The sequence below is a fragment of the Pantoea sp. X85 genome (genome assembly GCF_029623675.1).
GTDB classification, from domain to species: Bacteria; Pseudomonadota; Gammaproteobacteria; order Enterobacterales; family Enterobacteriaceae; genus Pantoea; species Pantoea leporis.
Genome location: NZ_CP121108.1, coordinates 2,744,813 through 2,770,662 on the forward strand (window position 1 = coordinate 2,744,813; position 25,850 = coordinate 2,770,662).

A 25,850-nucleotide genomic window follows, 5' to 3' on the forward strand; every position below is an offset into this window, starting at 1 on the left:
TAACCAAGTTGTTTACGAGAAGAGAATATGGATTTAGTACAGCTCCGCATGTTTTGCTCCGTGGCCGAATCCGGTTCGCTGGCGCGTGCCGCCGAGCAACTCCATCGCGTACCTTCCAATCTCACCACGCGTCTGCGCCAGCTGGAAGATGAAATTGGCGTTGATCTGTTTATTCGTGAGAAGCAACGCATTCGCCTGTCGCCAATGGGCCACAATTTTCTTAACTATGCGCAGCGCATCCTGGCATTGAGCGATGAAGCGCTGAACATGGCGCGCGCCGGTGAGCCGGGCGGTAATTTCGCGCTCGGTTCGATGGAGAGCACCGCCGCGACGCGCCTCCCTGCCCTCCTGGCGGCCTATCACCAGCGTTTTCCCGCCGTGGAACTGTCGCTGATCACCAATACTTCCGGTGAAATCATCGACAAAGTGCGGGAAGGCACGCTGGCCGCCGCGCTGGTGGATGGTCCGGTGGCGCACGACGATCTCAATGGCTGCATTGCCTTTAATGAGCAGATGGTGCTGATCACCAGCCCGGAACATGCGCCGATTGCCAGCGCGCGCGATGTGCAAGGCGACACGCTGTTTGCTTTTCGCAACAGCTGTTCCTACCGCACCAAGCTGGAAGCCTGGTATCGCGAAAGCCAGACCGCGCCGAGCAGCGTGATGGAGATACAGTCTTACCACGCGATGGTGGCGTGTGTGGCCGGCGGCGCAGGCGTAGCGATGATTCCCGCCTCGGTGCTGGCGCAAATGCCAGCCCGCGCCCGCGTGCAGGAGCATGCGTTACCGCCCGCTTACCGCGATACCGCCACCTGGCTGATGTGGCGGCGCGATGCGTTTACGCCCAACGTGGAAGCGCTGAAATATTTGATTATTGAACTGTTTGACGATCGCCCGGTTAACGACGAGTTGCGGCATCCGCTGCACGTTGCCGAGTGAGTTTCTGTTTTATCGACATCACGACCATCGGGGCCACTTACCCCGCATCTACAGGAAGAGGGATTGCATGAACATGATTAAAACCCGCGCCGCCGTTGCCTGGGCAGCTGGCGAACCGCTGAAAATCGAAGAAGTGGATCTGATGCCACCGCAAAAAGGTGAAGTGCTGGTGCGCATCGTGGCTACTGGCGTGTGCCACACCGATGCTTACACCTTGTCGGGACAAGATCCGGAAGGCGTATTCCCGGCGATCCTCGGCCACGAAGGCGGCGGCGTGGTGGAAGCGGTGGGTGAAGGCGTGACCAGCGTGGCCGTCGGCGACCACGTGATCCCGCTTTACACCCCAGAGTGCGGCAAGTGTAAGTTCTGTCTCTCGGGCAAAACCAACCTGTGTCAGGCAATTCGCGCCACCCAGGGCAAAGGTTTGATGCCAGACGGCACCACCCGCTTCTTCAAAGACGGCAAGCCGATTTTCCACTACATGGGCACCTCAACCTTCTCTGAATACACCGTAGTACCGGAAATCTCGCTGGCGGTGATCAGCAAAGAAGCGCCTCTGGAAGAAGTGTGCCTGCTGGGCTGCGGCGTCACCACCGGCATGGGCGCGGTGATGAACACGGCCAAAGTAAAAGAAGGCGACACCGTGGCGATCTTCGGCCTCGGCGGTATTGGTTTGTCGGCGATTATCGGCGCGAAGATGGCGAAAGCCGGTCGCATCATCGGTATCGATCTCAACACCAGTAAATTCGATCTGGCGCGCAAACTGGGTGCCACCGATCTGATCAACCCGAAAGATCACGATAAACCGATTCAGGATGTGATCGTTGAACTGACCGACGGCGGCGTCGATTTCTCCTTCGAGTGCATCGGTAACGTTAACGTGATGCGTTCGGCGCTGGAGTGCTGCCACAAAGGTTGGGGCGAATCAGTGATTATCGGCGTTGCTGGTGCGGGCCAGGAGATTTCTACCCGTCCATTCCAGCTGGTGACCGGTCGCGTATGGCGTGGTTCCGCTTTTGGTGGCGTTAAAGGCCGTTCACAGTTGCCGGGCATCGTGCAGGATTACCTCGACGGTAAATTCGCCCTGAACGATTTCATCACCCACAACCTGCCGCTGGAAGAGATTAACGACGCCTTTGATCTGATGCATGAAGGGAAATCCATCCGTACGGTGGTGCATTTTACTAAGTAATCAGGAGACGTTATGGCTTCCACTTTGGAGCTGTTAGAAGAGCATCGCATTTTTGGTGGCTGGCAGCAGCGCTGGCGTCATCAGTCGGCCGTGCTGAACTGTCCGATGACCTTCAGCATTTTTCTGCCGCCGCCGCAGAGTGACGCACCGCCGCCGGTGGTGTGGTTTCTCGCCGGATTGACCTGCAGCGATGAGAACTTCACCACCAAAGCCGGCGCCCAGCGCGTGGCTGCGCAGCTGGGTTTGGTGCTGATTATGCCAGACACCAGCCCGCGCGGTGACGATGTGGCAAACGACAGCGGTTACGATCTCGGCCAGGGCGCAGGTTTCTACCTCAACGCCACGCAGCAGCCGTGGGCGGCGAACTTCCGCATGTTCGATTACCTCAGCGCGGAGCTGCCGGAGTTGGTGGCGGATAACTTTAAGCTGAGCGATCGTCAGTCGGTGATGGGTCATTCAATGGGCGGTCACGGTGCGCTGGTGTTGGCATTGCGTCTTGGCGGACGTTTTGCGTCTGCTTCTGCCTTCGCGCCAATCGTCAATCCTACCGAAGTGCCGTGGGGCCAGAAGGCCTTTGCCGCTTATCTGGGTGAAGATCGTCAGACGTGGCGTGAATGGGATAGTTGCCTGTTGATGCGCGACGTGGAACAGCGCTTGCCGATTCTGATTGATCAAGGGGATAGCGATCAGTTCCTCGCCGATCAGCTGCGTCCAGAGCGACTGGAAGCGGTGGCGCGTGAGCAAGGTTTCCCGCTGGAGCTACGCATTCAGCCAGGTTATGACCATAGCTACTTCTTTATCGCCAGCTTCGTGGAAGATCATCTGCGTTTCCACGCGAAGCATTTGTTGGTGTGATGGTGCTGGCTGCCCCCCATCCCGGCCTTCCCCCGTAAACGGGGGAAGGAGACGCTGCCACATGCAGCTTCCAAACTCACATATAGCAGCATCTTCCTCCCCCATTAATGGGGGAGGACCGAGGAGGGGGACTGCGTGCACCATATTGGGGGACAGCGTGCACCCACCTAACTACACCAACGTCTCCGCCAGCCCGTCGATCATCACCTGCGGCATGCCGCGTGAGCAGTGCTCGATACGGCCGCGCACGCCATACACCTGCGCCAACGTCTCCGGCGTAATCACCTGCGACGGCTCGCCGTCCGCCAGCAGATTGCCATCCTTCAGCATCAGCGCGTGATCCGCATGACGCAGCGCGATGTTGATATCGTGCACCACCACCACCGTCACAATATTGCGCAACCGGGTTTCACGACGCACCAGATCCATCACGTGGAACTGGTAGTTAAGATCCAGCGCGCTAAGCGGTTCATCCAGCAGCAGAAGTTCCGGACGGCGAATCAGCGATTGCGCCAGACCCACCAACTGCTTCTGCCCGCCCGATAGCTGATCGAGATAACGCATGGCTAAATGCGCGATGCCAAGCTGCTCGAGTAGATGCATGATCTCCGCTTCGCTCGAGGCGCTGTGCAAGCCACCCGACGCACGCTGCGCCACGATAATCGACTCCAGCACGTGCAGATGCACGCCCGCCGGCAAACTTTGCGGCAGATAAACCACACGCTGCGCCCGGCGCGCAAACGGCTGGCTCATCAGGTCTTCACCGTTCAGCCACAGCTCGCCCTGCCCTTTGCCCAAACCAGCCAGCGCGCGCAACAGCGTCGATTTGCCGCAGCCGTTGGGGCCAAGCAACACGGTGATTTTGCCCTGCGGCAGCTCCGGCACGTTGAGATCGTCAATCACCTTGCGCTTCGGATAACCGGCGGAGAAATGCTTAAGACGTAATCCCTGCTCCATTACACCGTCCCCCGATGACGCAGAATAATGCTGAGGAAGAACGGCACGCCGACCAGCGACGTCACAATTCCCACCGGAATGATCACGCCGGGAATCAGGTTTTTCGACGCCACCGAAGCCAGCGACAGCACCAGCGCACCGACCAGCGCGCTGGCTGGCAGGTAATAGCGGTGATCTTCACCAAACATCATGCGCGCAATGTGCGGCGCGACCAGACCGATGAAACCAATTGGGCCGACAAACGCCACCGCCAGCGCAGAGAGAATACTGATGCGCAGCAGCGTTGCCAGGCGCAGACGGCGCACGTCGATACCAAAACTCACCGCGCGATCTTCGCCGAGGCGCAGCGCGGTCAGCTTCCAGCTACTGAGCATCGAGAACGGAATCAGGATGGCAAAGGCGGCGGTTAATACGCCGAGCTTTTCCCACGAGGCGCGCGCGAGGCTGCCCATGGTCCAGAACACCAGGCCCTGTAAAGTATCTTCACTGGCGATGAACTGCATCATTGAGACTAATGCGTTGAAGGTGAACACCAGCGCGATACCAAACAGCACCACGCCAGAGGTCGAAACTTTGGTCCAGCGCGTCACGCCATCCAGCATCAAGGCGGCAAATAGCGCAAACACAAACGCGTTGGCGGAGATAAACCACTGATCCGGCACGCCAGGAATGCCGATACCAAGAACGATGGCCAGCGCCGCACCAAAGGCCGCCGCCGATGAAACGCCGAGCGTAAACGGGCTGGCAAGCGGGTTATTCAGGATGGTTTGCATCTCTGCACCGGCAAGGCCGAGCGAGAAGCCCACCACCACCGCCATCAAGGCGTACGGTAAACGAATATCCCAGACAATCACGCGGGTGCCCGCATCGACCGCATCGGGATGCGTCAGCGTTTGCCATAAGGTGTCGAGGGAGAGCCCAGCCGGGCCGAGGGTGAAATCAAGAATCACTGACGCTAATATCGCCAGCGCCAGCACGCCAATTAACATCAGTCGCTGGCGCAGTACCTGACGATAACGCGTCATGGTGTCGGTTTCGAGGCCGTTTTCCGCCAGCAGCGTGGCGTCGGTGGTACGCATTGTTCTACCCGTTTCTTGTCGAAATCATAACGGCAGCCACAATAGTGCAGGTGATAATAATTATCAATTCAATCTGAGTAACAAAATCCAAAACAATGCGCAATAAATTGCGCCGCTACTACACGTGCACCTTATTCGTAGCGGCGCGATTTATCGCGCAAGGGTATGACTACTCTTTAAACGTCGGGAACTCCATCTCGCTGTATTTCACGAAGCGCGAACCGCGTGTCAGCTTGTAGCCCAACCAAATAATCAGGAACAGCGGCAGACCAATATAGGTTGCGGCCACGCCATACCAATCAATGCGGTCAGCAAGGAACGCCTGATAGTTCTGACCCAGTGTGATGATCAGACACAAAATGAAAGCGAAGATCGGTCCCAGCGGGAAGAAGCCCGAACGGTACGGCAAATCGGCCAGGTTGTGACCCTGAGCGATATAACCGCGACGGAAACGGTAATGGCTAATGGCGATACCCAACCAGGCAATAAAACCGGTCATGCCTGAGGTGTTCAGTAGCCACAGGTAAACTTCCTGGTTACCAAATTTCGAGCTCAGGAAGCACAATCCCGCCACTACGGTGGTAGCAATCAGCGCGTTACGCGGCACGCCACCTTTCGACAGCTTGCCGAAAATGCGTGGCGCTTTACCTTCGCGTGCCAGGTTGAACAGCATACGCGTTGAGGCGTACATGCCGGAGTTACCCGCTGACAGTACCGCCGTCAGAATTACCGCGTTCATTACCGCTGCCGCTGAGAGCAGACCGGCATTCTGGAACACCAGCGTGAAAGGGCTGATGGCGATATCGGTGACATCGTTATGCAGCAGCTTCGGATCGGTGTACGGCAGAATCAGGCTAATGATTAGAATAGCGAAGATATAGAACAGCAGAATTCGCCAGAATACCTGACGCACCGCGCGCGGAATGTTCTTCGCCGGATCCTCAGATTCACCGGCCGCGATACCGATCAGCTCGGTGCCCTGGAAGGAGAAGCCAACGATCATCGCCACGCCTATCATCGCAGCAAAACCACCGGCGAACGGCGCTTCGCCCACGGTCCAGTTATGCCAGCCGGCGTTTTCTGCGCCGCGCATGATGCCGGTGATCATCAACACGCCAACCACAATAAAGATGATGACGGTGGTCACTTTGATCAGCGAGAACCAATATTCCGCTTCGCCGAAGCCTTTGACTGAGATGTAGTTGAGCAGGAACATCAGGCCAAGGAACAGTGCGCTCCAGATCCAGCCGGGCGTGTCCGGGAACCAGTAGTTCATGACGAGCTGCGAGGCGACGAGGTCAACGGCGATGGTCACCGCCCAGTTGTACCAATAGTTCCAGCCCAGCGCGAAGCCGAAGCCTTCTTCAACATATTTTGAACCGTAGGTGGAGAAGGAGCCAGAAACCGGCATAAAGGCCGCGAGTTCGCCGAGGCTGGTCATCAGGAAGTAAACCATCAGGCCGATGAGCGCATAGGAGAGCAGCGCGCCGCCGGGTCCGGCCTGAGAAATGGTGGCACCCGAGGCGACAAACAGGCCGGTACCGATGGAACCACCAATGGCGATCATGGTGAGATGACGCGCTTTTAATTCACGGCGCAATCCAGGTTGTTGTGTTGTTTTTGAGTCATTATGCATGTGTAAACGCTATGCTGGATAAAAATGAGGCGAGATTGTAGCAGCTAGCCCCAAGCTGTATAGCATTCACGTCGGGTTATTAGTTACCTTCATGATCGGCCGGGAATTATTAGCCGCAGCGTGATCAGCGCTGTGATTATTCACGGCAATACGACAGGAAACGGCTTAAAGCTTTGGACACGTGCTTCTGTCGATGATGGATGCGATACAGCGTGCGCGTCAGGCGCGGCAATGGGATCGCGACTTCCACCAGCGTGCCGGCTTCCAGCAGATCCTCAATCACCCGCCGCGACAAACAGCTGATGCCCATGCCGTGACGCACCGCGTGTTTAATCGCCTCTGAATTGCCTAACTCCATGCCGAGCTGAAACTGTGGCAGATGCGACAGCAGCAGATAATCAACGATCTCGCGCGTGCCTGAACCGCGCTCGCGTAGAATCCACGGCGCGGCGGCGAGCGCTTCCAGCGTAATCGGCTGCTGCAGGATGGCGGCATCCGGCGCGGCAAACACCACCAGCTCATCTTCCAGCCACGGCTCGCTGATAATATCCAGCTCGTGGCACGGACCTTCGATCAAACCGATATCGACGCGGAAATCCGCCACCGCATTAATCGCATCCTGACTGTTGCCGACGCTCAGCTCCAGCGGCAACGCCGGGAAATCGCGGCGATAGGCGGCGATCATGCCCGGCAGCAGGTAATTACCGATGGTGCTGCTGGCGAACAGGCGAATCGCCCCGTTATCTTCCTTAAACAGCTGTTCGATTTCGCCCGCCTGCTCCATCAAACCCACGGCGCGCGGATAGAGTAAACGGCCATGCTCATTCACTACCAGTCGCTTACCGACGCGGTCAAACAGCTGCACACCGAGTTGGTTTTCCAAATCTGCTAACGCGGCGCTCACCGCCGACTGCGACAGCGCCAGCACCTGCGAGGCCTGCGTCGTCGAGCCGCTCTTCAGCACTTCGGTAAACACTTCAATCTGGCGCAACGTGATGTGCATGCGGTTCCCTTATATTACTTATTCTGGTTAATTATAAATATATTATCAATTTTACTTTTATACCAGCGCAGCGCAGGCTTGAGGCAGAGATTGAATGTTAGAAGGTCGCCAGGAATGGTACCCCTACAGGAGAAAAGTATGGCTGAGTTAAGCGTGAATAAAACCCCGTTTCATCTACATCACTGGCTGCCGGGTTTGCTGTTGACTGTGGCGATTGCCGGTACCGCGGCGTGGTTAAGCAATCAGTCTTGGTTGGCCGGGGCCGGATTCGGTGCGCTGACGTTAGCGATTATTTTGGGCATCGTGCTCGGTAACACCCTTTATCCGCAGATGGCCGGCGCCTGTGACAGCGGCGTAATGCTGGCGAAACAGCGTTTGCTGCGCCTCGGCATCATCCTGTATGGCTTTCGTATTACTGTGCAGCAGATTGCTGATGTCGGTCTTAGCGGCGTATTGATTGATGTGATGGTTCTCAGCTCCACTTTCCTGCTGACCTGTTTTATCGGCATTCGTCTGCTGAAGATGGATCGCGAAACCGTGTGGCTGATTGGAGCGGGCAGCAGTATTTGCGGCGCGGCGGCGGTGCTGGCGAGTGAACCTATCGTTAAGGCTGCGCCGTCAAAAGTGGCGGTGGCTGTTGCGACTGTGGTGCTGTTTGGTACCGTTGGCATCGTGCTGTATCCGATGTTGTGGTCGCTGCTGCCAACGGTCAGCGCGGAACATTTCGGTATCTTCACGGGTTCGACGTTGCATGAAGTGGCGCAGGTCGTTGCGGCAGGACACGCGATGGGTGCCGAGGCAGAAAACACCGCCGTGATTGCCAAAATGCTACGCGTGATGATGTTAGCGCCCTTCTTGCTGATGCTGGGAAGCTGGCTGAAACGTCAGCGTAGCCACAACGCACAGCAACAAGCGATTCGTTTTCCCTGGTTCGCGCTGCTGTTTATTGTGGTGGCGCTGTTTAACTCGCTGCATCTGCTGCCTGCCAATATTGTTAGCACGCTGAATCAGCTGGCCAATCTGCTGCTGGCGATGGCGATGGCTGCGCTGGGTTTGACTACGCGCTTCACCGCCCTGAAACAGGCCGGTTGTAAACCGTTGCTGCTGGGATTGGTGATGTTTGGCTGGTTAATTCTCGGCGGCGGAGCACTCAATGTGCTGGTGCAACATTTCATGGCGTAACCGCATCCGCTATGATGGGCAGCTTTGCAGCAGCAATCGCCCAATCAGGAGAGCGGCATGAAATATATCGGCGCACATGTCAGTGCATCAGGCGGCGTGGACCAGGCAGTTATCCGTGCCCACGAACTCGAAGCCACAGCCTTTGCGCTGTTCACCAAAAATCAGCGCCAGTGGAAAGCCGCACCGCTGTCAGGAGAAGTGATCGATGCGTTCAAAACCGCCTGCGATCGTTACAACTTCACGTCCGCGCAGATTCTGCCGCACGATAGCTATCTGATTAACCTCGGCCATCCGGTGATGGAAGCGCTGGAGAAATCGCGCGAGGCTTTCCTCGATGAGATGCAGCGTGCCGAGCAGTTGGGTTTGACCTTGCTGAACTTCCACCCGGGCAGCCATCTGAAGCAGATTGAAGAAGAAGCCTGCCTGAAGCGTATCGCCGAATCGATCAACATCGCGCTGGATAAAACCAGCAGCGTGGTGGCGGTGATCGAAAACACCGCCGGTCAGGGTAGCAATCTCGGTTTCCGCTTCGAGCACCTCGCCACCATTATTGAGCACGTGGAAGATAAGTCGCGCGTTGGCGTGTGCATTGATACCTGCCACGCCTTTGCGGGCGGTTACGACCTGCGTACCGAAGAAGCCTGCGCCGAGACCTTCAGCGACTTTGAGCGCATCGTTGGTTTCCAGTATTTGCGCGGTATGCACCTGAATGATGCCAAAAGCACGCTGGGCAGTCGCGTCGACCGCCATCACAGTCTGGGTGAAGGCAATATCGGTAAAACCGCGTTTAGCTGGCTGATGAAAGATAAACGTTTTGACGGCATTCCCATGATTCTGGAAACCATTAATCCGGATATCTGGAAGGATGAGATTGCGTGGTTGAAGTCGGAGCAGCAGGGTTAATTATCTGATTAAACAAAAGGGAGCCGCAGCTCCCTTTTTTTATGTCTGACGAAGATTACGCGGCTTTAACCAGCTCTTCTTCCGGACGTTTCAGGATGGCGTAGCCAAGTCCCGCTACCGCAGTACCAATCACAATCGCCAGCAGATAACCCAATACTGGGGTAATCGCGCCTGGAATCAGCAGGACGAACAGACCACCGTGCGGTGCCATCAGTTTCGCGCCAATCGCCATGGAAATCGCACCGGTTACCGCGCCGCCAATGATACAGCACGGCAGCACACGCATTGGATCACGCGCCGCAAACGGAATCGCACCTTCAGAGATGAAGCACAGCCCGAGCACCAGCGCCGCTTTACCCCCTTCCTGCTGACCTTTGTTGAACTTACGACGCGCAACCAGCGTCGCCAGGCCCATCGCCAGCGGTGGCACCATTCCGGCTGCCATAATGGCCGCCATCGGTGCGTAGGTTTGTGAACTCAGCAAACCAACACCAAACGCATAGGCCACTTTGTTCACCGGACCGCCCATGTCGGTACACATCATGCCACCGAGAATCGCGCCCAGCAGCACTGCGTTCGCGGTACCCATATTGGCCAGCCAGGTTGTCAGGCCAGTCATGATGCCCGCCACCGGCTTACCTACCACGTAAATCATCAGTAAACCGGTAATTAAACTCGCCACCAGCGGAATAATCAGAATCGGCTTCAGCGCTTCCATACTCTGCGGCAGTTTCACTTTGCTGCTCAGCATTTTCGCAGCGTAACCGGCAATGAAACCGGCGATGATACCGCCCAGGAAACCGGCGTTAATGCTGGTGGCGATCATACCGCCAATCAAACCAGGCGTCAGACCCGGACGATCCGCAATCGAGAAGGCAATGAAACCGGCTAACACCGGCACCATCAGCGCGAAGGCGCTGCCGCCACCGATCTGCATCAGTGCAGCCGCTAAGGTGCCCGGCTCTTTAAATGCGGTGATACCAAAGGCAAATGACAGCGCGATGCTTAAACCACCGGCAACCACCATCGGCAGCATGTACGAAACGCCAGTCAGCAGGTGACGATAGGCACCGGCTTTCTCTTTGCTGTCGCCCTGTGCGCTGGCAGCCTGATTGCTGCTCGGCTGATAGGTTTTCGCTTCGGCCTGCGCTTTATCCAGCTCCTGCGCAGTTTTCTTCAGCGCCAGACTGGTTGAGGTGCGGTACATCGGCTTACCGGCAAATTTCGCCAGATCCACATCGATATCAGCCGCGACGATCACCAGATCGGCCGCCGCCACTTCTTCTGGGGTAATCGCGTTGCCTGCGCCCACAGAACCACGGGTTTCGACTTTCACCCACCAGCCACGCTTGGTCGCTTCGGCCTGAATAGCTTCAGCAGCCATAAAGGTATGCGCCACGCCGGTTGGGCAGGCGGTCACCGCCACAATGCGTTTCTGTGCAGCGCTCTGCGCAGCTACTGGCGCGGCAGCGGTTGCAGCCGCAGGCTGCCAGGTTTTGGCACTCGCTTTGGCTTGATTGATTGCCGCCAGCGGATCGCGCAGCGCTTGCTGCACATCAACCAGCGCCAGCGATTTACCGGCCAGCTCTGCGTCGTGCGGCATATTGTGGCCAGCAACCAGCACCAATTCTGCTTCGGCGGCATTATCGGTCAGCGTCAGGCCAGCTTGTGCCGCCGTCGCGCGTAAACGTTCCAGCGCCAGATGTCCTGACGCCAGTCCCAGTGAAGAATCTTTTATCAGCAGCGTTTTCATTATCGCTCTCCTGCTGTTAGTTAACGGGTTGTAAGTCGACGCGCGCCATCATCGCGGCCAACTGGGTACGATCTTTCACGCCAACGTTGCTTTGGCTGACGGCCATCGCCGCCACTGCCGTCGCCAGACGCAGCGTGTGCTCGCTGGATTCACGCATCAGCAAGCCGTAAATCAGGCCGCCGACCATCGAATCGCCGGCACCGACGGTGCTGACCACTTCGCAGGCAGGCGGTTTGGCGATCCATTCGCCGGAGGCATTCACCCACAGCGCACCTTCCGCACCGAGAGAAATCACTACGTGCGCAATACCTTGCTCACGCAGTTCATGTGCAGCACCGATCACGTCCTGCAGCGCAGGCAGTTTGCGACCAGCCCAAATCTCCAGCTCGCGGCGGTTCGGTTTCACCAGCCACGGCGCGGCTTTCAGACCGGCGACCAGCGCTTCGCGGCTGCTGTCGAAGATGATGCACGGGCACAGCGTGCGCAGATCGCTCATCCATTTAGTGAACGCTTCTGGTGCCACGCCGGCTGGCAAGCTGCCGCTGACGCACACCATATCGAACTGTCCGAGCCAGGTCAGAGAATCGGCGGTGAAGCGCTCCCAATCCTGCGCGGTGACCTCAAAGCCAGAGAAATTCAGGTCGGTCACATCGCCGTCTTTTTCGGTCAGCTTAACGTTAATACGCGTACGGCCCTGCACCACCTGAAAACGGTTGGCGATGCCGAGTTCGCTGAACAGCTGCTGAAAGCCGTCCTGATTCTCTTTGCCGAGGAAACCGCCGACGGTGACATCGATACCGAGATCCTTCAGCACTTTGGCAACGTTGATGCCTTTACCCGCCGCGTGCAGGCCGGTGGTTTTCACCAGGTTAACTTCGCCGCGCTCAATTTCTGGCGTGTATCCGACCAGATCGTAAGCCGGGTTTAAGGTAATTGTTGCGACACGACGGCTCATGCAACCCCCTCGCCTAAACCAGAATTGATCGCTTCTTCAATTGCGTTCAGCGCCTGCTGTGCATCTTCGCCGCTGGCGGTGAAGCGCAGGCGATGGCCTTTTTTCACACCGAGCGCAACGACTTTCATCAGGCTGCGGCCGTTAGCAGGCTTACCGCTGCCATCGAGATTAGTTACGGTGATGTCGCTGTTGAACTGTTTGATGACGGTCACCAGCGCCGTGCCCGGACGCGCGTGCAGACCGTGTTCGTTGCGGATGGTGAATTCAGCGGTCAGCAGCTCGGCAGCTTCATCGACTTCGCTGGTCAGCAGCGCCAGGATACCGGCGGCATCGGCTTTCAGCAGACGTTCAGCTTTGTTGCTGAGCAGCAGATTGCTGAGATAGCCCAGCACTTCCAACGGACGCTGATCGTTAGCCGCCACGGTCAGCAACAGCGCGACGTTTTCGCCCTGATGCTGGAATGGCGCTGCCGCGCGGCTTACGGCCACTGCGCTGCCGAGATTGCCGTTGGCGCTGTCGCTCAGCCAGATGCCCTGACCGAGGCTCAGCGGGGCGCGGGAAATCACGTCAGCAATAAATGACGCGTCCACCGCGCCTGCAGCCTGCAGACGTCCGGCGTTCAGTGCCTGTAACGTGATTAAATCGCTGGCCGCCACATCAACGGCAATCAGCGAGGTATCGAATTTGAATTCTGCGGCCTGGTTTTCGCCCATCAGCAGCGCACGCAGATCTTCCGCCGAGGCGGTTTTCAGCTGTTCAGCAATGCTGTCATCACTTAATACGTGAGTGAGCTGGCGCAGCAACGCGAGGTGTTCATCCGATTTAGCGGCAATACCGATCGCCACATACGCCGTTTGCCCTTCGCCCCAATCCACGCCCTGCGGGAACTGATAAACCTGGACACCGGTTTTCAGCACCAGGTCGCGGGTGTCGGTGGTGCCGTGCGGAATGGCGATGCCGTTACCCAGGAAAGTGGTGGTTTGCTGTTCGCGCGCCAGCATGCCGTTAACGTAGCCTTCGGCCACATTGCCTGCAGCGGTTAACGCAGCGGCAACCTGACGAATGGCCTCTTCTTTATTCTGTGCGCTAGCACCGGTATGAATGGCCTGAACTTCGAGCTGGAACATATCTCTCCTCGCTTGCTGTATTGAATCGTTTCAGCTAGATGGTGAAAAAAGCTGCTGTGCATCGCGGACTTAGCCGGAGTGACAACGCTGAAACGTTTCAGGGAATATGGTACAGCCACGTGCAGCAGGCAAGAAAATGCGCGATCTGAGTAGCAGATTTTTGACGTTCCGCACACTTCATGTTGGATTTAAGATTTTTACCGGCAGGCAGGCTGATGCTTTTGCTGTACAGACCAACGGCACTAAGCCCAATTCTTCAGCTATGCGTCAGCAGTGCTTCAGGGCGCCGTATCGGCTTCCAGTTTAAGCAGAAATGTCATGGCGCTATCACGGCTGCTGCCGCACATTTCGGCGCTGGGCTGTAAGCCAGCACAGACCGCCGGACGCAGCGGTGAACCAAAGATTTTGCAACGCTGTTGCTCATCAAGCTGCACGCAACGCGTGTTGGCCGGCTTGCCGTGCGGCATGCCAGGAATCGGGGACGAGATTGAGGGGGCTGTGCAACAGGCACCGCACTGGTCACGACAAAACATCATGCGCTCCTGCAAGGAATTCGCCGCGACAATAACAGTCCCAGACCGCGAATGCCATGCACCGGCAACAATTTTACATTGGCTGACTTGCCAGTTTTTCGCCGCGCGAGTAACGTGACGCGCATTAACCTCCTGTCAGCGAGAAAACCACCATGCCAAAGGCAAATGAGATCAAAAAAGGGATGGCTGTCACCTGGAACGGCAAACTGTTACTGGTGAAAGACATTGATGTACAGAGCCCAAGTGCTCGCGGTGCCGCGACGCTCTATAAGATGCGCTTTACCGATGTCCGCACCGGCCTGAAAGTGGAAGAACGCTTCAAAGGCGACGATATTATTGACGCCATTTCGCTCAGTCGCCGCGCCGTCACCTTCTCTTATATAGATGGCGATGAGTATGTGTTTATGGATGACGAAGACTACACGCCGTACAACTTCAAAAAAGAGCAAATTGAAGAAGAGCTGCTGTTTATTCCTGAAGGTGGCATTCCCGGCATTCAGGTGCTGACGATGGATGGCCAGGTCTTGGCGCTTGAACTGCCACAAACCGTCGATATGGAAATTGTTGATACCTCGCCGGGCATTAAAGGCGCCTCCGCCAGCGCTCGCTCCAAACCCGCAGGCATGAGCACCGGCTTATCCATTCAGGTGCCGGAATACCTGAGCAATGGCGATCGCATCCGCATTCATATTGCGGAACGTCGTTATATGGGACGCGCTGATTCATAACGTGCTTCCGTCCGGCGCCCGGTGATTGTTATAGTATAACAAGGCCGTGCGCGCCGGATGCCTCTCATCCGCGTGCGATTTATTCTCTTTTTTTGGGAGACCTTTTGTGACGCGCGTAAACCTCATCACCGGATTTCTCGGCAGCGGAAAAACCACCACTCTGCTGCATCTGTTAGCCAATAAACCCGCGGATGAAAACTGGGCGATTCTGGTCAACGAATTTGGCGAAATTGGCATCGACGGCGCACTGCTCGCCGATCGCGGTGCCACGCTGAAAGAGATTCCCGGCGGCTGCATGTGCTGCGTTAACGGCTTGCCGCTGCAGGTTGGGCTGAACATGCTGCTGAAACAGGCTAAACCCGATCGTCTGATTATCGAACCCACCGGCCTTGGCCATCCCAAACAGCTGCTGAATATGCTGCGTGCTGCCGTCTATCAACCCTGGATTCAGGTGGATGCCACCTTAACGCTGCTCGATCCGCGCCAGCTTGCCGACGCACGCGTAGTGGAGAATGAGAATTTCCGCGATCAGCTGGTGGCGGCCGATATCATCGTGGCGAACAAAAGCGATCGCTGGAGCGATAATGATCGTCAGCGTTTGCAGGATTGGCAGCAGCAATTTTTGGGCGAACGTCAGATGGTGGAAGCGGCGTGGGGACACATCAATCCCGCGCTGTTGACTCAACCCGCCTTGGCGGATCGTGCGGTTCCCGATGCAGCACATCACCACCATAATTTACGTCCACAAGGCTTGGCCGCACTGAAACTGGATGGCCAGGCGCGCTGGCGTCGTGCGCTAAATGAAGGCCAGGGCTATGCTTCCTGTGGCTGGATTTTCGATGGTGAAACCGTGTTTGATACGATCAAAGCGCTAGAGTGGGCAAGGCATGCGCCAGTTGATCGCGTTAAAGGTGTGTTGCGCACTGCCGATGGTTTAGTGAATATCAATCGCCAGGGCGACGATCTGTTTATAGAAACCCGCCCTACCACACCGCCGGATAGCCGCATCGAATTGATTCATCATCAGCCTGCTGACTGGAACCTTTTGCAGACCGCTTTGTTGAAGATTCGTTTAAATTAGATGCGTTAGGTTGCCCCGTTGTTTTCACTTTGAGTCTATTTTCTATGCGCGCTTCTCGATTAGTCACCATCCTGCTGCTGAATGCGCTGGGTGTGATGCTTTTCCTTTCATGGTACCTGCCGCCGGATCACGGGTTCTGGTTTGGTATCGATAAAGCCATCTTTTATGGCTTCAATGACCAGATGGTTGATCATCACGGTTTCGCACTGTTAGTGGCCATCACTAACTTCCGCGGTTTCGATGTGGTTTCGCTGCTGGCCATGGGTTTGCTCTATTTAAGCTACTGGCGTCGCGAGACACCGCAAGGTCGCCGCCGTTTGCTGGCCATTGGCATCACGATGCTGCTGAGCGCGGTAGTACTGAACCAACTCGGTCATCTGCTGCCGGTACAGCACTCCAGCCCAACGCTGTTCTTTGAGAATGTGCATCGCGTAAGCGAACTGACCGGCATCCCGGCCAAAGATGCCTCGAAAGATAGCTTCCCTGGCGACCACGGCATGATGCTGATGATCTTCACCTGCTTTATGTGGCGCTATTTCGGCTTCCGCGCGTTTCTGGTGGGGTTGATGATTACCGTGGTGTTTGCTCTGCCACGTGTGATGGCGGGTGCGCACTGGTTTACTGATATCGCTGTGGGTTCGTTGTCAGTGGTGCTGGTTGGCATGAGCTGGTGCCTGTTAACGCCCTTCAGCGACAAGCTGGTGAATTGGCTGAACCGTTCGTTGCCGGGCAAATATAAGCCGCGCACGTAATTGTTAAGCGCGAGTGATCATAGAACAAAAAGTCAGTCGCTCGCGCTTATTTAAAACCTGAATAAACTATTAGCAAACTAACATTATTCAGGTAAAAGAAAAGATTATGATGAAAAACGCGGAACAATAGCCTTAATCCTAAGTTGTCCAGCCCGAACCCTCTTAAAATCGGCCTTAGCGCCAGAATTACCCCCTTATTGCACCGCTGTTTGGCTATTAAATCGCTGCCAATTGCTGATAAAGTCGCCATTGTGTTACAGATTGATTTCACATCGAAAAAACCTTTGAATATTTATATAAAAGCACTCGCCACGCGGTCTGTAATCGGTTAACCTCGAATCCGATTAGTAAGCAACAGCATAAAATGCGGTGCTGAAAGCGACAAAAATGTGTGCATTAACACATTTTAGTAATTAAGGATTTGTCTTAGACGGTCGTACTTATTAATCTCAACCCGTTTTGTCATCTGGCTGACGACATTCTGTCGTAAGGAAATCGAAGGAAAACACGTACAATGGTCAAGTCTCAACCAATTCTGAGATACCTCAGGCGGATCATTCCCGCGGTAGCACTCGCAACACTTTTATCAGCATGCAGCAGTACCCATAACGGTCAGAACGCGAATAACGAGAATCATGAAGTTAACAACCAGAATGGTTTTTTACTTCAAGCGTCTCAGGACGAATTTGAACAGATGGTGCAGAACGTGGACGTTAAGTCCCGCATCATGGAACAGTACAGTGACTGGAAAGGTGTACGTTATCGCTTAGGCGGCGACACCAAACGCGGCATTGATTGTTCTGCTTTTGTTCAGCGCACCTTTCGCGAGCAGTTCGGTTTAGATTTGCCACGCTCAACGTCAGAACAGCAAGACACCGGCAAAGAAATTTCACGCAATAAATTGCGCGCAGGTGACTTAGTGCTGTTCCGCGCCGGTTCTACCGGTCGCCACGTGGGCATCTATCTTGGCAACGATAACTTTGTTCACGCGTCCACCAGCAGTGGCGTAATGATTTCCAACCTGAATGACAGTTATTGGAAAAATCGTTACCGCGAAGCGCGTCGGGTTCTTGCTAAAAACCCAAGCTAACGTATTTCTTTGATGATCCTCTCAGCCAGAGAATCAGAAACGCTGCCCCGGCAGCGTTTTTTTTCGCCCGTAGTTTTTAACTCAAATCCAACCGATAAAAAGTAATTGAGAATCAAAAATATAACGAGACATTCTTCGCGCTCTCGTTATATTCTCGTTGACTTCCTGATACCCAGATATTGCGCTGCAGACACCGTTATCACCGTGGCTGCGGTCTGAAGTGGGTAGTGACCAAACGATAAACATAATAAAAAATGGCAAGACAAGGGGAATGCACTCCATGCCACTGTCAGGGACATTAAAACACCACAGCAGTTATTCACGCCGTATCGCCTGGCATAGTGCGATTATCGGCGCGGCATTCTTTCTGCTTTTTGTCACCGTGCTATTAACACTCACCTGGCAAAAACGTGTACAACAACACGAACAGCTTCTGGCACACAGCCGCGACGATTTACAACAGGTGATAGCAAGCCTGGTCGATACACTTTATCCCTTACAGCAATACACCCAGTTAGCCTGCAACAACGTCAGTCGTGAGCTCACTTCTCGCGCCGCCTTTGCCGGTAATATCCGCGCCATCCTGCTGGTGCGTGATGGCAACGCTTACTGCTCTTCTGCCACCGGCGCTTTTCTGATGCCAGCAAACGATATTTCTCCTGAGTCTGAACTGGAACGCGATCGCGATATGCGCTTGCTGGAAGGCACGCCATTGCTACCGAAGAAACCGGCGCTGGTGCTATGGGTGAAAAATCCAGGTTCAGCCGAGACCGGCCTTTTCGCCACCATGAACATCAGCCTGACGCCTTATCAGCTGCTGGCCTCTTATCATCCCGAAATCACCGGCATGGCGCTGGTGGTCGGCAACAAAGCGCTGTTGAGCGGCAGCAACAATGTGGTACGCGCGAGTGATTTACCGGCATCGCTGCATGAAATAGCCTTTAATAACAGCGATCTACGCTTCATGCTGTTTGGCACCACCTTAGCGCCACGCGATTACTCACTGACGTTGCTGACCGGCATCCTCTTCTCACTGCTGGTTTCCGGCCTAAGCGGGTTATTGCTGACGCGACATCAGCGGCCGGGCAAAGAGATCATGCAGGGCATTAAACGTGGCCAGTTTCATGTTGAATACCAGCCGCTGGTCACTGCGCACGATGGACAACCCTACGGCGTGGAAGCGCTGCTGCGCTGGACGCATCCCACTGAAGGCATGATTCCGCCGGATGCCTTTATCAGCTACGCCGAAGCGCAAAACCTGATTATTCCGCTAACTCAACATCTGTTCACGCTGGTGGCGCGCGATGCCCAGTTTCTCTGTAAACAGCTGCCGCGCGGCACGCGCCTGAGCCTCAATCTCTCGCCGCTGCATCTCGCCTCAGAGAGCTTCCGGCGCGATGTCCAGGCATGGATTAACATCATGCCCACCGATCACTTCAACTATGTGTTTGAGATTACCGAACGCACCATGGTCGGTGAAAAAAGCGCGGGAGAAATCTTCGCCTGGCTACATGAGAACAATTTTAAAATAGCGATTGATGATTTCGGCACCGGGCATAGCGCGCTGATCTATCTGGAAAAATATCCGTTCGATTACCTGAAAATCGATCGCGGTTTTGTGCAAAGCATTGGTACAGAAACTGTCACCTCACCGGTGCTTGATGCAGTGCTGCTGCTGGCGAAAAAACTCAATCTCAAAACCGTCGCTGAAGGGGTCGAAACGGGCGATCAGGCGGCGTGGCTGGTGAATCGCGGCGTGACGCATTTGCAGGGCTATCTGTTTAGTCGTCCGTTACGCCCCGAAAACCTCGTCAGCTATTATCAACGCCAGCGCGCACTGAGTTAACATCACGCGAACCCCATGAAACTGCTACCATAAAGTGCGGAACACCACAGGAGATCGCCCCACTTATGCTGCTGCGTCTTGTCACAGCGTTATTCATTTGTAGCGCCATTGCGCCGCTGCATGCCGCCACCATCAATGAAAGCTATGCCTTCGCTAAACTGGGCGAGCCGAAATATGCGGTGAATTTCACTCACTACGATTACGCCAATCCCGCCGCGCCCAAAGGCGGCAAAATCACGCTGGCGGTGGTGGGCACCTACGACAACTTCAATCGTTTCGCCTCGCGCGGCAATCCCGGCATCGGTACCGATACGCTGTATGACGGCTTGTTTACCACCTCCGATGATGAACCTGGCAGCTACTATCCGCTGATCGCGGAATCAGCGCGCTATCCCGACGACTATCGCTGGATGGAAGTGTCGATCAATCCTCATGCACAGTTTCAGGACGGAACACCGATTACCGCGCAGGATGTGGCTTTCACCTTCCAGAAATTCATGACGGAAGGTGTGCCGCAGTTCCGCGTGGCGTTTCGTGACGTGCAAGTGAAAGCGCTAAACCGTCTCACCGTGCGTATCGACATGCCGAAACCGGACAAAGATCGGATTCTCAGCTGGCTAACGCTGCCGGTCATCCCGGAAAAATTCTGGCAAAACAAAAACTTTAACGAGCCGATTGGTTATCCGCCGCTGGCCAGCGGGCCTTATCGCGTCACCTCCTATAAATCGGGTCAGTTTATCCAGTACAGCCGGGTGAAAGATTACTGGGCCGCCAATCTGCCAGTGAATCGCGGGCGTTTTAACTTCGATACTTTGCGTTATGACTATTATCTTGATGACAACGTGGCGTTTGAGGCCTTTAAAGCCGGCGCTTACGATTTGCGCGAAGAGAGTTCAGCGAAGAAATGGGCGACACAATATCGCGGTCGCAACTTTGACAGTCACGCCATCGTCAAATCGACCATTCCCAACACCGTTTCCACCGACACGCAATGGCTGGCATTTAACAACGAAAAACCGCTGTTCGCCGATCGTCGCGTACGTGAAGCCATCACGCTGGCGTTCGATTTCGAGTGGATGAACAAAGCCTTGTTCTATGGTGCTTATAAACGCACGCGCAGCTATTTCCAGAACACTGAATATGCAGCGCTTGGCTATCCCAAAGCCGAGCAGTTGATCCTGCTGGCGCCCTACAAAGCGCAGCTGCCGCCCGAAGTGTTCAACAATGAGTATGCCCCGCCACGTTCTGACGGCAGCGGTTTCGATCGCGGCAACCTGTTGCAAGCCATGAACTTGCTGAAAGCGGCGGGTTGGGAAATCAGAAATCAGCAATTGGTGAATGTGAAATCCGGCCAGCCGTTCCGTTTCGAATTACTGATGCGCAGCGGTACGCAAAACGACTGGGCGTTGCCGTTCCAGCACAGCTTGCAACGGCTTGGCATCCAGGTCTCGCTGCGCCAGATTGACAGCTCGCAATATCTCCGCCGTATGCGCGAAGGCGACTACGACATGATCCCATCGCTCTATTACGCCATGCCATGGCCCTCGACCAGCTTGCAAACGATTTGGCAATCTCAATTTATTGACTCTTCCTGGAACAGGCCGCGCGTGAAAGATCCCATCGTCGACCATTTTGTGCAGCAGATCGTTGAGCATCAGGGCGATGAGAAAGCGCTGCTGCCGCTCGGCCAGGCGCTGGATCGCATCCTGCTGTGGAATGCCTACATGATTCCGATGTGGTGCAGCGCGGAAGATCGCATGGCGTATTGGGACAAGTTTTCCCATCCCGAGATTAAACCCGCGTTTGCTACCGGTCTGGAAAACTGGTGGTACGATGTGAACAAAGCCGGGCGATTGCCGGCCAATCGACGCTGAGGAGCACGGTTTGGCAGCCTATTTTCTTCGCAGGTTACTGCTGATCATCCCGACACTTTGGGCGATCATCACCCTGAACTTCTTTATTGTGCAGATTGCGCCGGGTGGACCGGTGGATCAGGCGTTAGCCAACGTGCAGTTTGGTCACAGCACCGGCATTCCCGGCTCAGGCGGCGGCGACAGCGGCGCGCGCGGTGCGCTGATGCGTGACAATCCCGGCGACAGCCAATATCGCGGCGCTCGCGGACTCGATCCGGAAGTGATCGCGGAAATTAAGCATCGCTATGGCTTCGATAAACCGCTGCTGCAGCGTTACGGTGAAATGCTGTGGAACTACATTCGTTTTGATTTCGGCGACAGCCTGTTCCGCAGCGCATCGGTGCTGCAGCTGATCAAAGAGAGTTTGCCGGTCTCCATCAGCCTGGGATTGTGGAGCACCTTGATCATTTACCTGGTATCAATTCCGCTGGGCATCAAAAAAGCGGTGCGTAACGGCAGCGCTTTCGATATCTGGAGCAGCACTTTTATCATCATTGGCTATTCGATCCCGGCATTTCTGTTCGGCATCATGCTGATAGTGCTGTTCGCCGGCGGCAGCTATTTCGACTGGTTCCCGCTGCGCGGCCTGACGTCACCGCAGTTTGATGCGCTGCCGTGGTACAGCAAAATCAGCGATTATCTGTGGCACATCACGCTGCCGGTGCTGGCTACGGTGATTGGCGGTTTCGCCACGCTGACCATGCTGACTAAAAACTCGTTCCTTGATGAGATCCGCAAACAATATGTGGTCACCGCGCGCGCCAAAGGGCTGGATGAGAAGCGCGTGCTGTACGGCCACGTGTTCCGCAACGCCATGCTGCTGGTGATCGCCGGTTTCCCCGCCACCTTTATCAGCATGTTTTTCACCAGCTCGGTGTTGATAGAGGTGATGTTCTCACTCAATGGTTTGGGCCTGCTCGGCTATGACGCCACTATTCAGCGCGACTATCCGGTGATGTTTGGCACGCTCTATATCTTCACCTTGATTGGCCTGTTGATGAACATTCTTAGCGATCTGACCTACACGCTGGTCGATCCGCGCATTGATTTTGAGGGACGCTGATGCGCTTATCTCCGGTTAACCAGCAGCGCTGGCAGCGTTTTCGCCATAACCGTCGCGGTTACTGGTCGCTGTGGATTTTCCTGATCATTTTTGTCCTGTCGTTGGGCGCTGAGTTGCTGGCCAACGACAAACCGCTGCTGGTGCATTATCAGCAGCGCTGGTACGTGCCGCTGCTGTTCAACTACAGCGAAAGTGATTACGGCGGCGATTTTTCCACACCCGCTGATTATCAGGATCCCTGGCTGAAGCAGCGCATCGATCAACAAGGTTGGGCGATCTGGGCACCGATTCGCTTCAGCGACAGCACCATCAACTTCGCCACCGATGTGCCCTTCCCTTCGCCACCTTCGGCACAAAACTGGCTTGGCACCGATGCTAACGGTGGCGATGTGCTGGCACGCTTGCTGTATGGCACGCGCATCTCATTGCTGTTCGGCATCATGCTGACGCTGTTCTCCAGCGTGATTGGCATCGTGGTTGGCGCGGTGCAAGGCTACTTTGGCGGCCGCATCGATTTGGTGGGTCAACGCCTGATTGAGGTGTGGTCCGGCATGCCGTCGCTGTTCCTGCTGATTCTGCTCTCCAGCGTGATTCAGCCCGGCTTCTGGTGGCTGCTGCTGGTAACAGTGGTGTTTGGCTGGATGAGCCTGGTAAGCGTGGTGCGCGCCGAATTCCTGCGTGCGCGCAACTACGATTATATCCGTGCGGCGCGTGCGCTCGGCGTCAGCGATAGCCGCATTATGCTGCGCCACATGCTGCCCAACGCTATGGTCGCCACGCTGACGTTTTTGCCGTTTATTCTGTGCGGCTCAATCACCACACTAACTTCGCTGGACTTCCTGGGTTTTGGTTTGCCAGTGGGATCGCCATCGCTCGGCGAGCTGCTGTTACAGGGCAAAAACAATTTACAGGCGCCGTGGCTTGGACTGGCGGGCTTCTTTGCCCTCGCCCTGCTGCTGTCGTTACTGATATTTATCGGCGAAGCGGTACGCGATGCCTTTGACCCGAGTCGAGGACGCTAAATGAGCCTGTTAACGGTGAATCATCTGGCGGTGGCCTTTCAGGATCGCCGCGTGGTAGAAGACATTTCGCTGCAGATTGACGCCGGCGAAACGCTGGCGCTGGTGGGCGAATCCGGTTCAGGTAAAAGCGTGACTGCGCTGTCGATCATGCGCTTATTGCCGCAACCGCCGGTCAACTATCCGCAAGGCGAAATCTTGTTTAACGGCCAGGATATTTTGCAAGCCAGCGAACGCACCCTGCGCGGGCTGCGTGGCAACCAGATGGCGATGATTTTTCAGGAACCGATGGTGTCGCTCAATCCACTGCATAACGTGGAGAAGCAGCTGTATGAAGTGCTGTCGGTGCATCGCGGCATGCGGCGCGAAGCCGCGCGTGGCGAAATGCTGAGCTGCCTGGATCGCGTCGGCATTCGCCATGCGGCATCGCGCTTGCAAGATTTTCCGCACCAGCTTTCTGGTGGTGAGCGACAGCGCGTGATGATCGCCATGGCGCTGCTAACCCAGCCGAAGCTGCTGATCGCCGATGAACCGACCACCGCACTGGATGTGACGGTTCAGGCGCAGATTCTGCAACTGCTGCGCGAACTGCAGCGTGAACTCAACATGGGCATGTTGTTCATCACGCATAACCTCAATATCGTGCGTCAGCTGGCGCACAGCGTCACGGTGATGCGCAATGGCCGCGCTGTGGAACACAATCGCTGCGATATACTGTTCTGCCAGCCGCAGCAGCCCTATACGCGCGAACTGATCGCCGCCGAGCCGGATGGCGAACCGGTGCCGCTGCTGGATGCGCAACCGCTGTTGCGGGTGAAGAATTTACAGGTTGGTTTCCCGATCCGGCGGGGATTGCTGCGTCGCACCGTGGCAGAGAAGATAGCGCTGAAGGATCTTAGCTTTACCCTGCGGCGTGGCGAAAGCCTCGGACTGGTGGGCGAATCGGGTTCGGGCAAGAGTACAACGGGCCTGGCGCTGCTGCGTTTAATTAGCGCGCGCGGTGAAATCTGGTTCGAGGATCAGCCGCTGCATCAGCTGTCGCCAAAGCAGTTATTGCCGCTGCGCCAGCGCATTCAGGTGGTATTTCAGGATCCCAATTCGTCGCTCAATCCGCGCATGACGGTGCAACAGGTGATTGCGGAAGGTTTAGCGGTGCATCGCCCGGAACTGAGCAGTGCGGAGCAGGAAGCCAAAGTGATTGCGGTGATGCAGGAAGTAGGACTCGATGCCGACAGCCGCTCGCGCTATCCGGCGGAGTTTTCAGGCGGTCAGCGCCAGCGCATCGCCATCGCCCGCGCGTTGATCCTGGAGCCGCAGCTGATTGTGCTGGATGAACCCACCTCGTCGCTGGACCGCTCGGTGCAGAAGCAAATTCTCACCTTACTGCGCCGTTTGCAGCAGCAGCATCAGCTCGCCTATCTGTTTATCAGCCATGATTTGCAGGTGGTGCGCGCGCTCTGTCATCAGCTGATTGTGCTGCGTCAGGGTGAAGTGGTGGAGCAAGGTGATTGCGAAACGCTGTTTAACGCACCAGCAGCCGATTACACGCGGCAGCTACTGGCGTCTGCGCAGGGAAAAGATCTAAGTCAGTGACCATCAAAGGTTTCGGCGATAGCGACACCCTGATTTTTCAGGCAGCAGTTGGTCGCGCTTTCGTCATCACGTTGAATCAGCAGGCAAGGCTGCCCTTCACACTCGGCGATTTTGCACTCGACCTGAATTTGCGCCAGCGTCTCCTTCAGCTGGTGCAGAATTTCCAGCGCCGGATGACCATCATGACTCAGCAGGCGCAGCACCACTAAATCTTCGGCATGCACGCCATTCGCTGCTTCCTGACGCACAATTTCACCCGCATGTTCCAGCGACCAGCGATAATGTTGTGGCAAGCGATGCACAACGGAAAGTTGCAGCATAGTTATACGGCCCCCAGAGACGTTAACTTTATTCACGACGACGGCACAACGTGGTGAATCCCAACCTGATTAGCTCTGAATACCAATTCAGTCTGCCTTCTCGTTTTAAACACAAAGCGTGTAGCCAATTTATAATTTGCGAGGCTTCTCACATTTATGCCTATGTTTACCGTGTTCGGCTGCGGTTAACAATCATTTTAGACGCATTATCGTTACTTTTTTATCTCTAAATTTTCACATAATGGAAACATTAAGCATAACGAATGAATGGGGATTAGCGAGTGAGGGAGAAGAATTAAGAGAGGCCAGGTCGCCATTTATGACGACCCTG

General features: G+C 55.6%; 23 protein-coding genes. 14 read left to right on the plus strand and 9 right to left on the minus strand.

Translation table 11 applies throughout. The features are described from left to right. Nucleotides 1-27 precede the first annotated feature (27 nt). From P6287_RS12700 to fghA, 3 genes are all read left to right on the plus strand, one after another. Nucleotides 28-939 carry a LysR family transcriptional regulator gene (locus P6287_RS12700; protein WP_101763711.1) on the plus strand — a complete coding sequence of 304 codons (912 nt, stop codon included), beginning with the start codon at nucleotides 28-30 and terminating at the stop codon, nucleotides 937-939. 67 nt (nucleotides 940-1,006) lie between these two features. Next, nucleotides 1,007-2,131 (plus strand): S-(hydroxymethyl)glutathione dehydrogenase/class III alcohol dehydrogenase, encoded by a 1,125-nt coding sequence (locus tag P6287_RS12705; RefSeq protein ID WP_064739274.1) that lies wholly within the window; start codon nucleotides 1,007-1,009, stop codon nucleotides 2,129-2,131. Nucleotides 2,132-2,143: 12 nt separating this feature from the next. Further along, entirely contained in the window at nucleotides 2,144-2,986 is an 843-nt protein-coding gene (gene fghA, locus P6287_RS12710; RefSeq protein ID WP_222233712.1) for an S-formylglutathione hydrolase, read from the plus strand. A gap of 171 nt (nucleotides 2,987-3,157) precedes the next feature. On the opposite strand, the gene P6287_RS12715 is transcribed toward fghA, so the two are convergent. From P6287_RS12715 to yieE, 4 genes are all read right to left on the minus strand, one after another. Next, nucleotides 3,158-3,943 carry an ABC transporter ATP-binding protein gene (locus P6287_RS12715; RefSeq protein WP_277973815.1) on the minus strand — a complete coding sequence of 262 codons (786 nt, stop codon included), beginning with the start codon at nucleotides 3,941-3,943 and terminating at the stop codon, nucleotides 3,158-3,160. Continuing rightward, on the minus strand, nucleotides 3,943-5,022 hold the full coding sequence (locus P6287_RS12720) for an iron ABC transporter permease (protein ID WP_101763708.1): 1,080 nt from the start codon (nucleotides 5,020-5,022) through the stop codon (nucleotides 3,943-3,945). The genes P6287_RS12715 and P6287_RS12720 overlap by 1 nt, the downstream gene beginning before the upstream one ends. Nucleotides 5,023-5,191: 169 nt before the next feature. Continuing rightward, on the minus strand, nucleotides 5,192-6,658 hold the full coding sequence (locus P6287_RS12725; RefSeq protein WP_101763707.1) for an amino acid permease: 1,467 nt from the start codon (nucleotides 6,656-6,658) through the stop codon (nucleotides 5,192-5,194). A gap of 136 nt (nucleotides 6,659-6,794) precedes the next feature. Then, nucleotides 6,795-7,661, minus strand: a complete 867-nt coding sequence (gene yieE / locus P6287_RS12730) for a DNA-binding transcriptional regulator YeiE (RefSeq protein ID WP_101763706.1) — start codon at nucleotides 7,659-7,661, stop codon at nucleotides 6,795-6,797. 138 nt (nucleotides 7,662-7,799) lie between these two features. On the opposite strand from yieE, the gene P6287_RS12735 reads away from it, so the two are divergent. Further along, nucleotides 7,800-8,843 carry a YeiH family putative sulfate export transporter gene (locus P6287_RS12735; RefSeq protein ID WP_277973816.1) on the plus strand — a complete coding sequence of 348 codons (1,044 nt, stop codon included), beginning with the start codon at nucleotides 7,800-7,802 and terminating at the stop codon, nucleotides 8,841-8,843. Between the two features lie 57 nt (nucleotides 8,844-8,900). Further along, a complete protein-coding gene (gene nfo / locus P6287_RS12740; protein ID WP_101763704.1) occupies nucleotides 8,901-9,746 on the plus strand; it encodes a deoxyribonuclease IV in 846 nt (281 codons plus the stop codon). Between the two features lie 55 nt (nucleotides 9,747-9,801). Here nfo and fruA read toward each other — a convergent pair whose 3' ends face one another. The 4 genes from fruA to P6287_RS12760 all read right to left on the minus strand — a co-directional run bounded on the left by fruA (nucleotide 9,802) and on the right by P6287_RS12760 (nucleotide 14,114). Further along, nucleotides 9,802-11,499: a PTS fructose transporter subunit IIBC gene (gene fruA / locus P6287_RS12745; protein ID WP_277973817.1), complete on the minus strand. Its 1,698-nt coding sequence runs from the start codon at nucleotides 11,497-11,499 to the stop codon at nucleotides 9,802-9,804. 16 nt (nucleotides 11,500-11,515) lie between these two features. Next, on the minus strand, nucleotides 11,516-12,454 hold the full coding sequence (gene fruK / locus P6287_RS12750) for a 1-phosphofructokinase (protein ID WP_101763702.1): 939 nt from the start codon (nucleotides 12,452-12,454) through the stop codon (nucleotides 11,516-11,518). After that, entirely contained in the window at nucleotides 12,451-13,581 is a 1,131-nt protein-coding gene (gene fruB / locus P6287_RS12755) for a fused PTS fructose transporter subunit IIA/HPr protein (RefSeq protein ID WP_101763701.1), read from the minus strand. The genes fruK and fruB overlap by 4 nt, the downstream gene beginning before the upstream one ends. Nucleotides 13,582-13,859: 278 nt before the next feature. Beyond that, complete coding sequence (locus P6287_RS12760) at nucleotides 13,860-14,114, minus strand: YkgJ family cysteine cluster protein (RefSeq protein ID WP_008105007.1); 255 nt, start codon at nucleotides 14,112-14,114, stop codon at nucleotides 13,860-13,862. A gap of 152 nt (nucleotides 14,115-14,266) precedes the next feature. Between P6287_RS12760 and yeiP the strand changes: the two genes are divergently transcribed. From yeiP to yejF, 9 genes are all read left to right on the plus strand, one after another. Further along, nucleotides 14,267-14,842: an elongation factor P-like protein YeiP gene (gene yeiP / locus P6287_RS12765; protein ID WP_008105009.1), complete on the plus strand. Its 576-nt coding sequence runs from the start codon at nucleotides 14,267-14,269 to the stop codon at nucleotides 14,840-14,842. A 106-nt stretch (nucleotides 14,843-14,948) separates the two neighbouring features. Beyond that, the gene (locus P6287_RS12770) at nucleotides 14,949-15,923 is read left to right on the plus strand and encodes a GTP-binding protein (protein WP_277973818.1); all 975 of its coding nucleotides are present in this window, start codon (nucleotides 14,949-14,951) and stop codon (nucleotides 15,921-15,923) included. Nucleotides 15,924-15,967: 44 nt separating this feature from the next. Next, a complete protein-coding gene (locus P6287_RS12775; protein ID WP_101763698.1) occupies nucleotides 15,968-16,675 on the plus strand; it encodes a phosphatase PAP2 family protein in 708 nt (235 codons plus the stop codon). 514 nt (nucleotides 16,676-17,189) lie between these two features. Next, nucleotides 17,190-17,765 carry a bifunctional murein DD-endopeptidase/murein LD-carboxypeptidase gene (mepS, locus tag P6287_RS12780; protein WP_008105015.1) on the plus strand — a complete coding sequence of 192 codons (576 nt, stop codon included), beginning with the start codon at nucleotides 17,190-17,192 and terminating at the stop codon, nucleotides 17,763-17,765. 280 nt (nucleotides 17,766-18,045) lie between these two features. Next, a complete protein-coding gene (locus P6287_RS12785; protein ID WP_277973819.1) occupies nucleotides 18,046-19,611 on the plus strand; it encodes a cyclic di-GMP phosphodiesterase in 1,566 nt (521 codons plus the stop codon). A 65-nt stretch (nucleotides 19,612-19,676) separates the two neighbouring features. After that, complete coding sequence (locus P6287_RS12790; RefSeq protein ID WP_277973820.1) at nucleotides 19,677-21,485, plus strand: extracellular solute-binding protein; 1,809 nt, start codon at nucleotides 19,677-19,679, stop codon at nucleotides 21,483-21,485. A gap of 10 nt (nucleotides 21,486-21,495) precedes the next feature. Then, nucleotides 21,496-22,587 carry a microcin C ABC transporter permease YejB gene (locus P6287_RS12795; RefSeq protein WP_137386169.1) on the plus strand — a complete coding sequence of 364 codons (1,092 nt, stop codon included), beginning with the start codon at nucleotides 21,496-21,498 and terminating at the stop codon, nucleotides 22,585-22,587. Continuing rightward, entirely contained in the window at nucleotides 22,587-23,609 is a 1,023-nt protein-coding gene (locus P6287_RS12800) for a microcin C ABC transporter permease (protein ID WP_101763694.1), read from the plus strand. Before P6287_RS12795 ends, P6287_RS12800 begins: the two co-directional genes overlap by 1 nt. Further along, entirely contained in the window at nucleotides 23,610-25,199 is a 1,590-nt protein-coding gene (gene yejF / locus P6287_RS12805) for a microcin C ABC transporter ATP-binding protein YejF (protein WP_277973821.1), read from the plus strand. It begins immediately after the preceding gene. On the opposite strand, the gene P6287_RS12810 is transcribed toward yejF, so the two are convergent. Continuing rightward, nucleotides 25,193-25,519: a hypothetical protein gene (locus tag P6287_RS12810; RefSeq protein WP_101763692.1), complete on the minus strand. Its 327-nt coding sequence runs from the start codon at nucleotides 25,517-25,519 to the stop codon at nucleotides 25,193-25,195. The genes yejF and P6287_RS12810 overlap by 7 nt on opposite strands. Nucleotides 25,520-25,850 lie beyond the last annotated feature (331 nt).

Excerpts from the sequence above, each read along its gene's own strand:
- P6287_RS12700 (WP_101763711.1), top strand. The coding sequence starts at position 28 with ATGGATTTAGTACAGCTCCGCATGTTTTGCTCCGTGGCCGAATCCGGT.
- P6287_RS12705 (WP_064739274.1), top strand. The coding sequence starts at position 1,007 with ATGAACATGATTAAAACCCGCGCCGCCGTTGCCTGGGCAGCTGGCGAA.
- fghA (WP_222233712.1), top strand. The coding sequence starts at position 2,144 with ATGGCTTCCACTTTGGAGCTGTTAGAAGAGCATCGCATTTTTGGTGGC.
- P6287_RS12715 (WP_277973815.1), bottom strand. The coding sequence starts at position 3,943 with ATGGAGCAGGGATTACGTCTTAAGCATTTCTCCGCCGGTTATCCGAAG.
- P6287_RS12720 (WP_101763708.1), bottom strand. The coding sequence starts at position 5,022 with ATGCGTACCACCGACGCCACGCTGCTGGCGGAAAACGGCCTCGAAACC.
- P6287_RS12725 (WP_101763707.1), bottom strand. The coding sequence starts at position 6,658 with ATGCATAATGACTCAAAAACAACACAACAACCTGGATTGCGCCGTGAA.
- yieE (WP_101763706.1), bottom strand. The coding sequence starts at position 7,661 with ATGCACATCACGTTGCGCCAGATTGAAGTGTTTACCGAAGTGCTGAAG.
- P6287_RS12735 (WP_277973816.1), top strand. The coding sequence starts at position 7,800 with ATGGCTGAGTTAAGCGTGAATAAAACCCCGTTTCATCTACATCACTGG.
- nfo (WP_101763704.1), top strand. The coding sequence starts at position 8,901 with ATGAAATATATCGGCGCACATGTCAGTGCATCAGGCGGCGTGGACCAG.
- fruA (WP_277973817.1), bottom strand. The coding sequence starts at position 11,499 with ATGAAAACGCTGCTGATAAAAGATTCTTCACTGGGACTGGCGTCAGGA.
- fruK (WP_101763702.1), bottom strand. The coding sequence starts at position 12,454 with ATGAGCCGTCGTGTCGCAACAATTACCTTAAACCCGGCTTACGATCTG.
- fruB (WP_101763701.1), bottom strand. The coding sequence starts at position 13,581 with ATGTTCCAGCTCGAAGTTCAGGCCATTCATACCGGTGCTAGCGCACAG.
- P6287_RS12760 (WP_008105007.1), bottom strand. The coding sequence starts at position 14,114 with ATGTTTTGTCGTGACCAGTGCGGTGCCTGTTGCACAGCCCCCTCAATC.
- yeiP (WP_008105009.1), top strand. The coding sequence starts at position 14,267 with ATGCCAAAGGCAAATGAGATCAAAAAAGGGATGGCTGTCACCTGGAAC.
- P6287_RS12775 (WP_101763698.1), top strand. The coding sequence starts at position 15,968 with ATGCGCGCTTCTCGATTAGTCACCATCCTGCTGCTGAATGCGCTGGGT.
- mepS (WP_008105015.1), top strand. The coding sequence starts at position 17,190 with ATGGTCAAGTCTCAACCAATTCTGAGATACCTCAGGCGGATCATTCCC.
- P6287_RS12785 (WP_277973819.1), top strand. The coding sequence starts at position 18,046 with ATGCCACTGTCAGGGACATTAAAACACCACAGCAGTTATTCACGCCGT.
- P6287_RS12790 (WP_277973820.1), top strand. The coding sequence starts at position 19,677 with ATGCTGCTGCGTCTTGTCACAGCGTTATTCATTTGTAGCGCCATTGCG.
- P6287_RS12800 (WP_101763694.1), top strand. The coding sequence starts at position 22,587 with ATGCGCTTATCTCCGGTTAACCAGCAGCGCTGGCAGCGTTTTCGCCAT.
- yejF (WP_277973821.1), top strand. The coding sequence starts at position 23,610 with ATGAGCCTGTTAACGGTGAATCATCTGGCGGTGGCCTTTCAGGATCGC.
- P6287_RS12810 (WP_101763692.1), bottom strand. The coding sequence starts at position 25,519 with ATGCTGCAACTTTCCGTTGTGCATCGCTTGCCACAACATTATCGCTGG.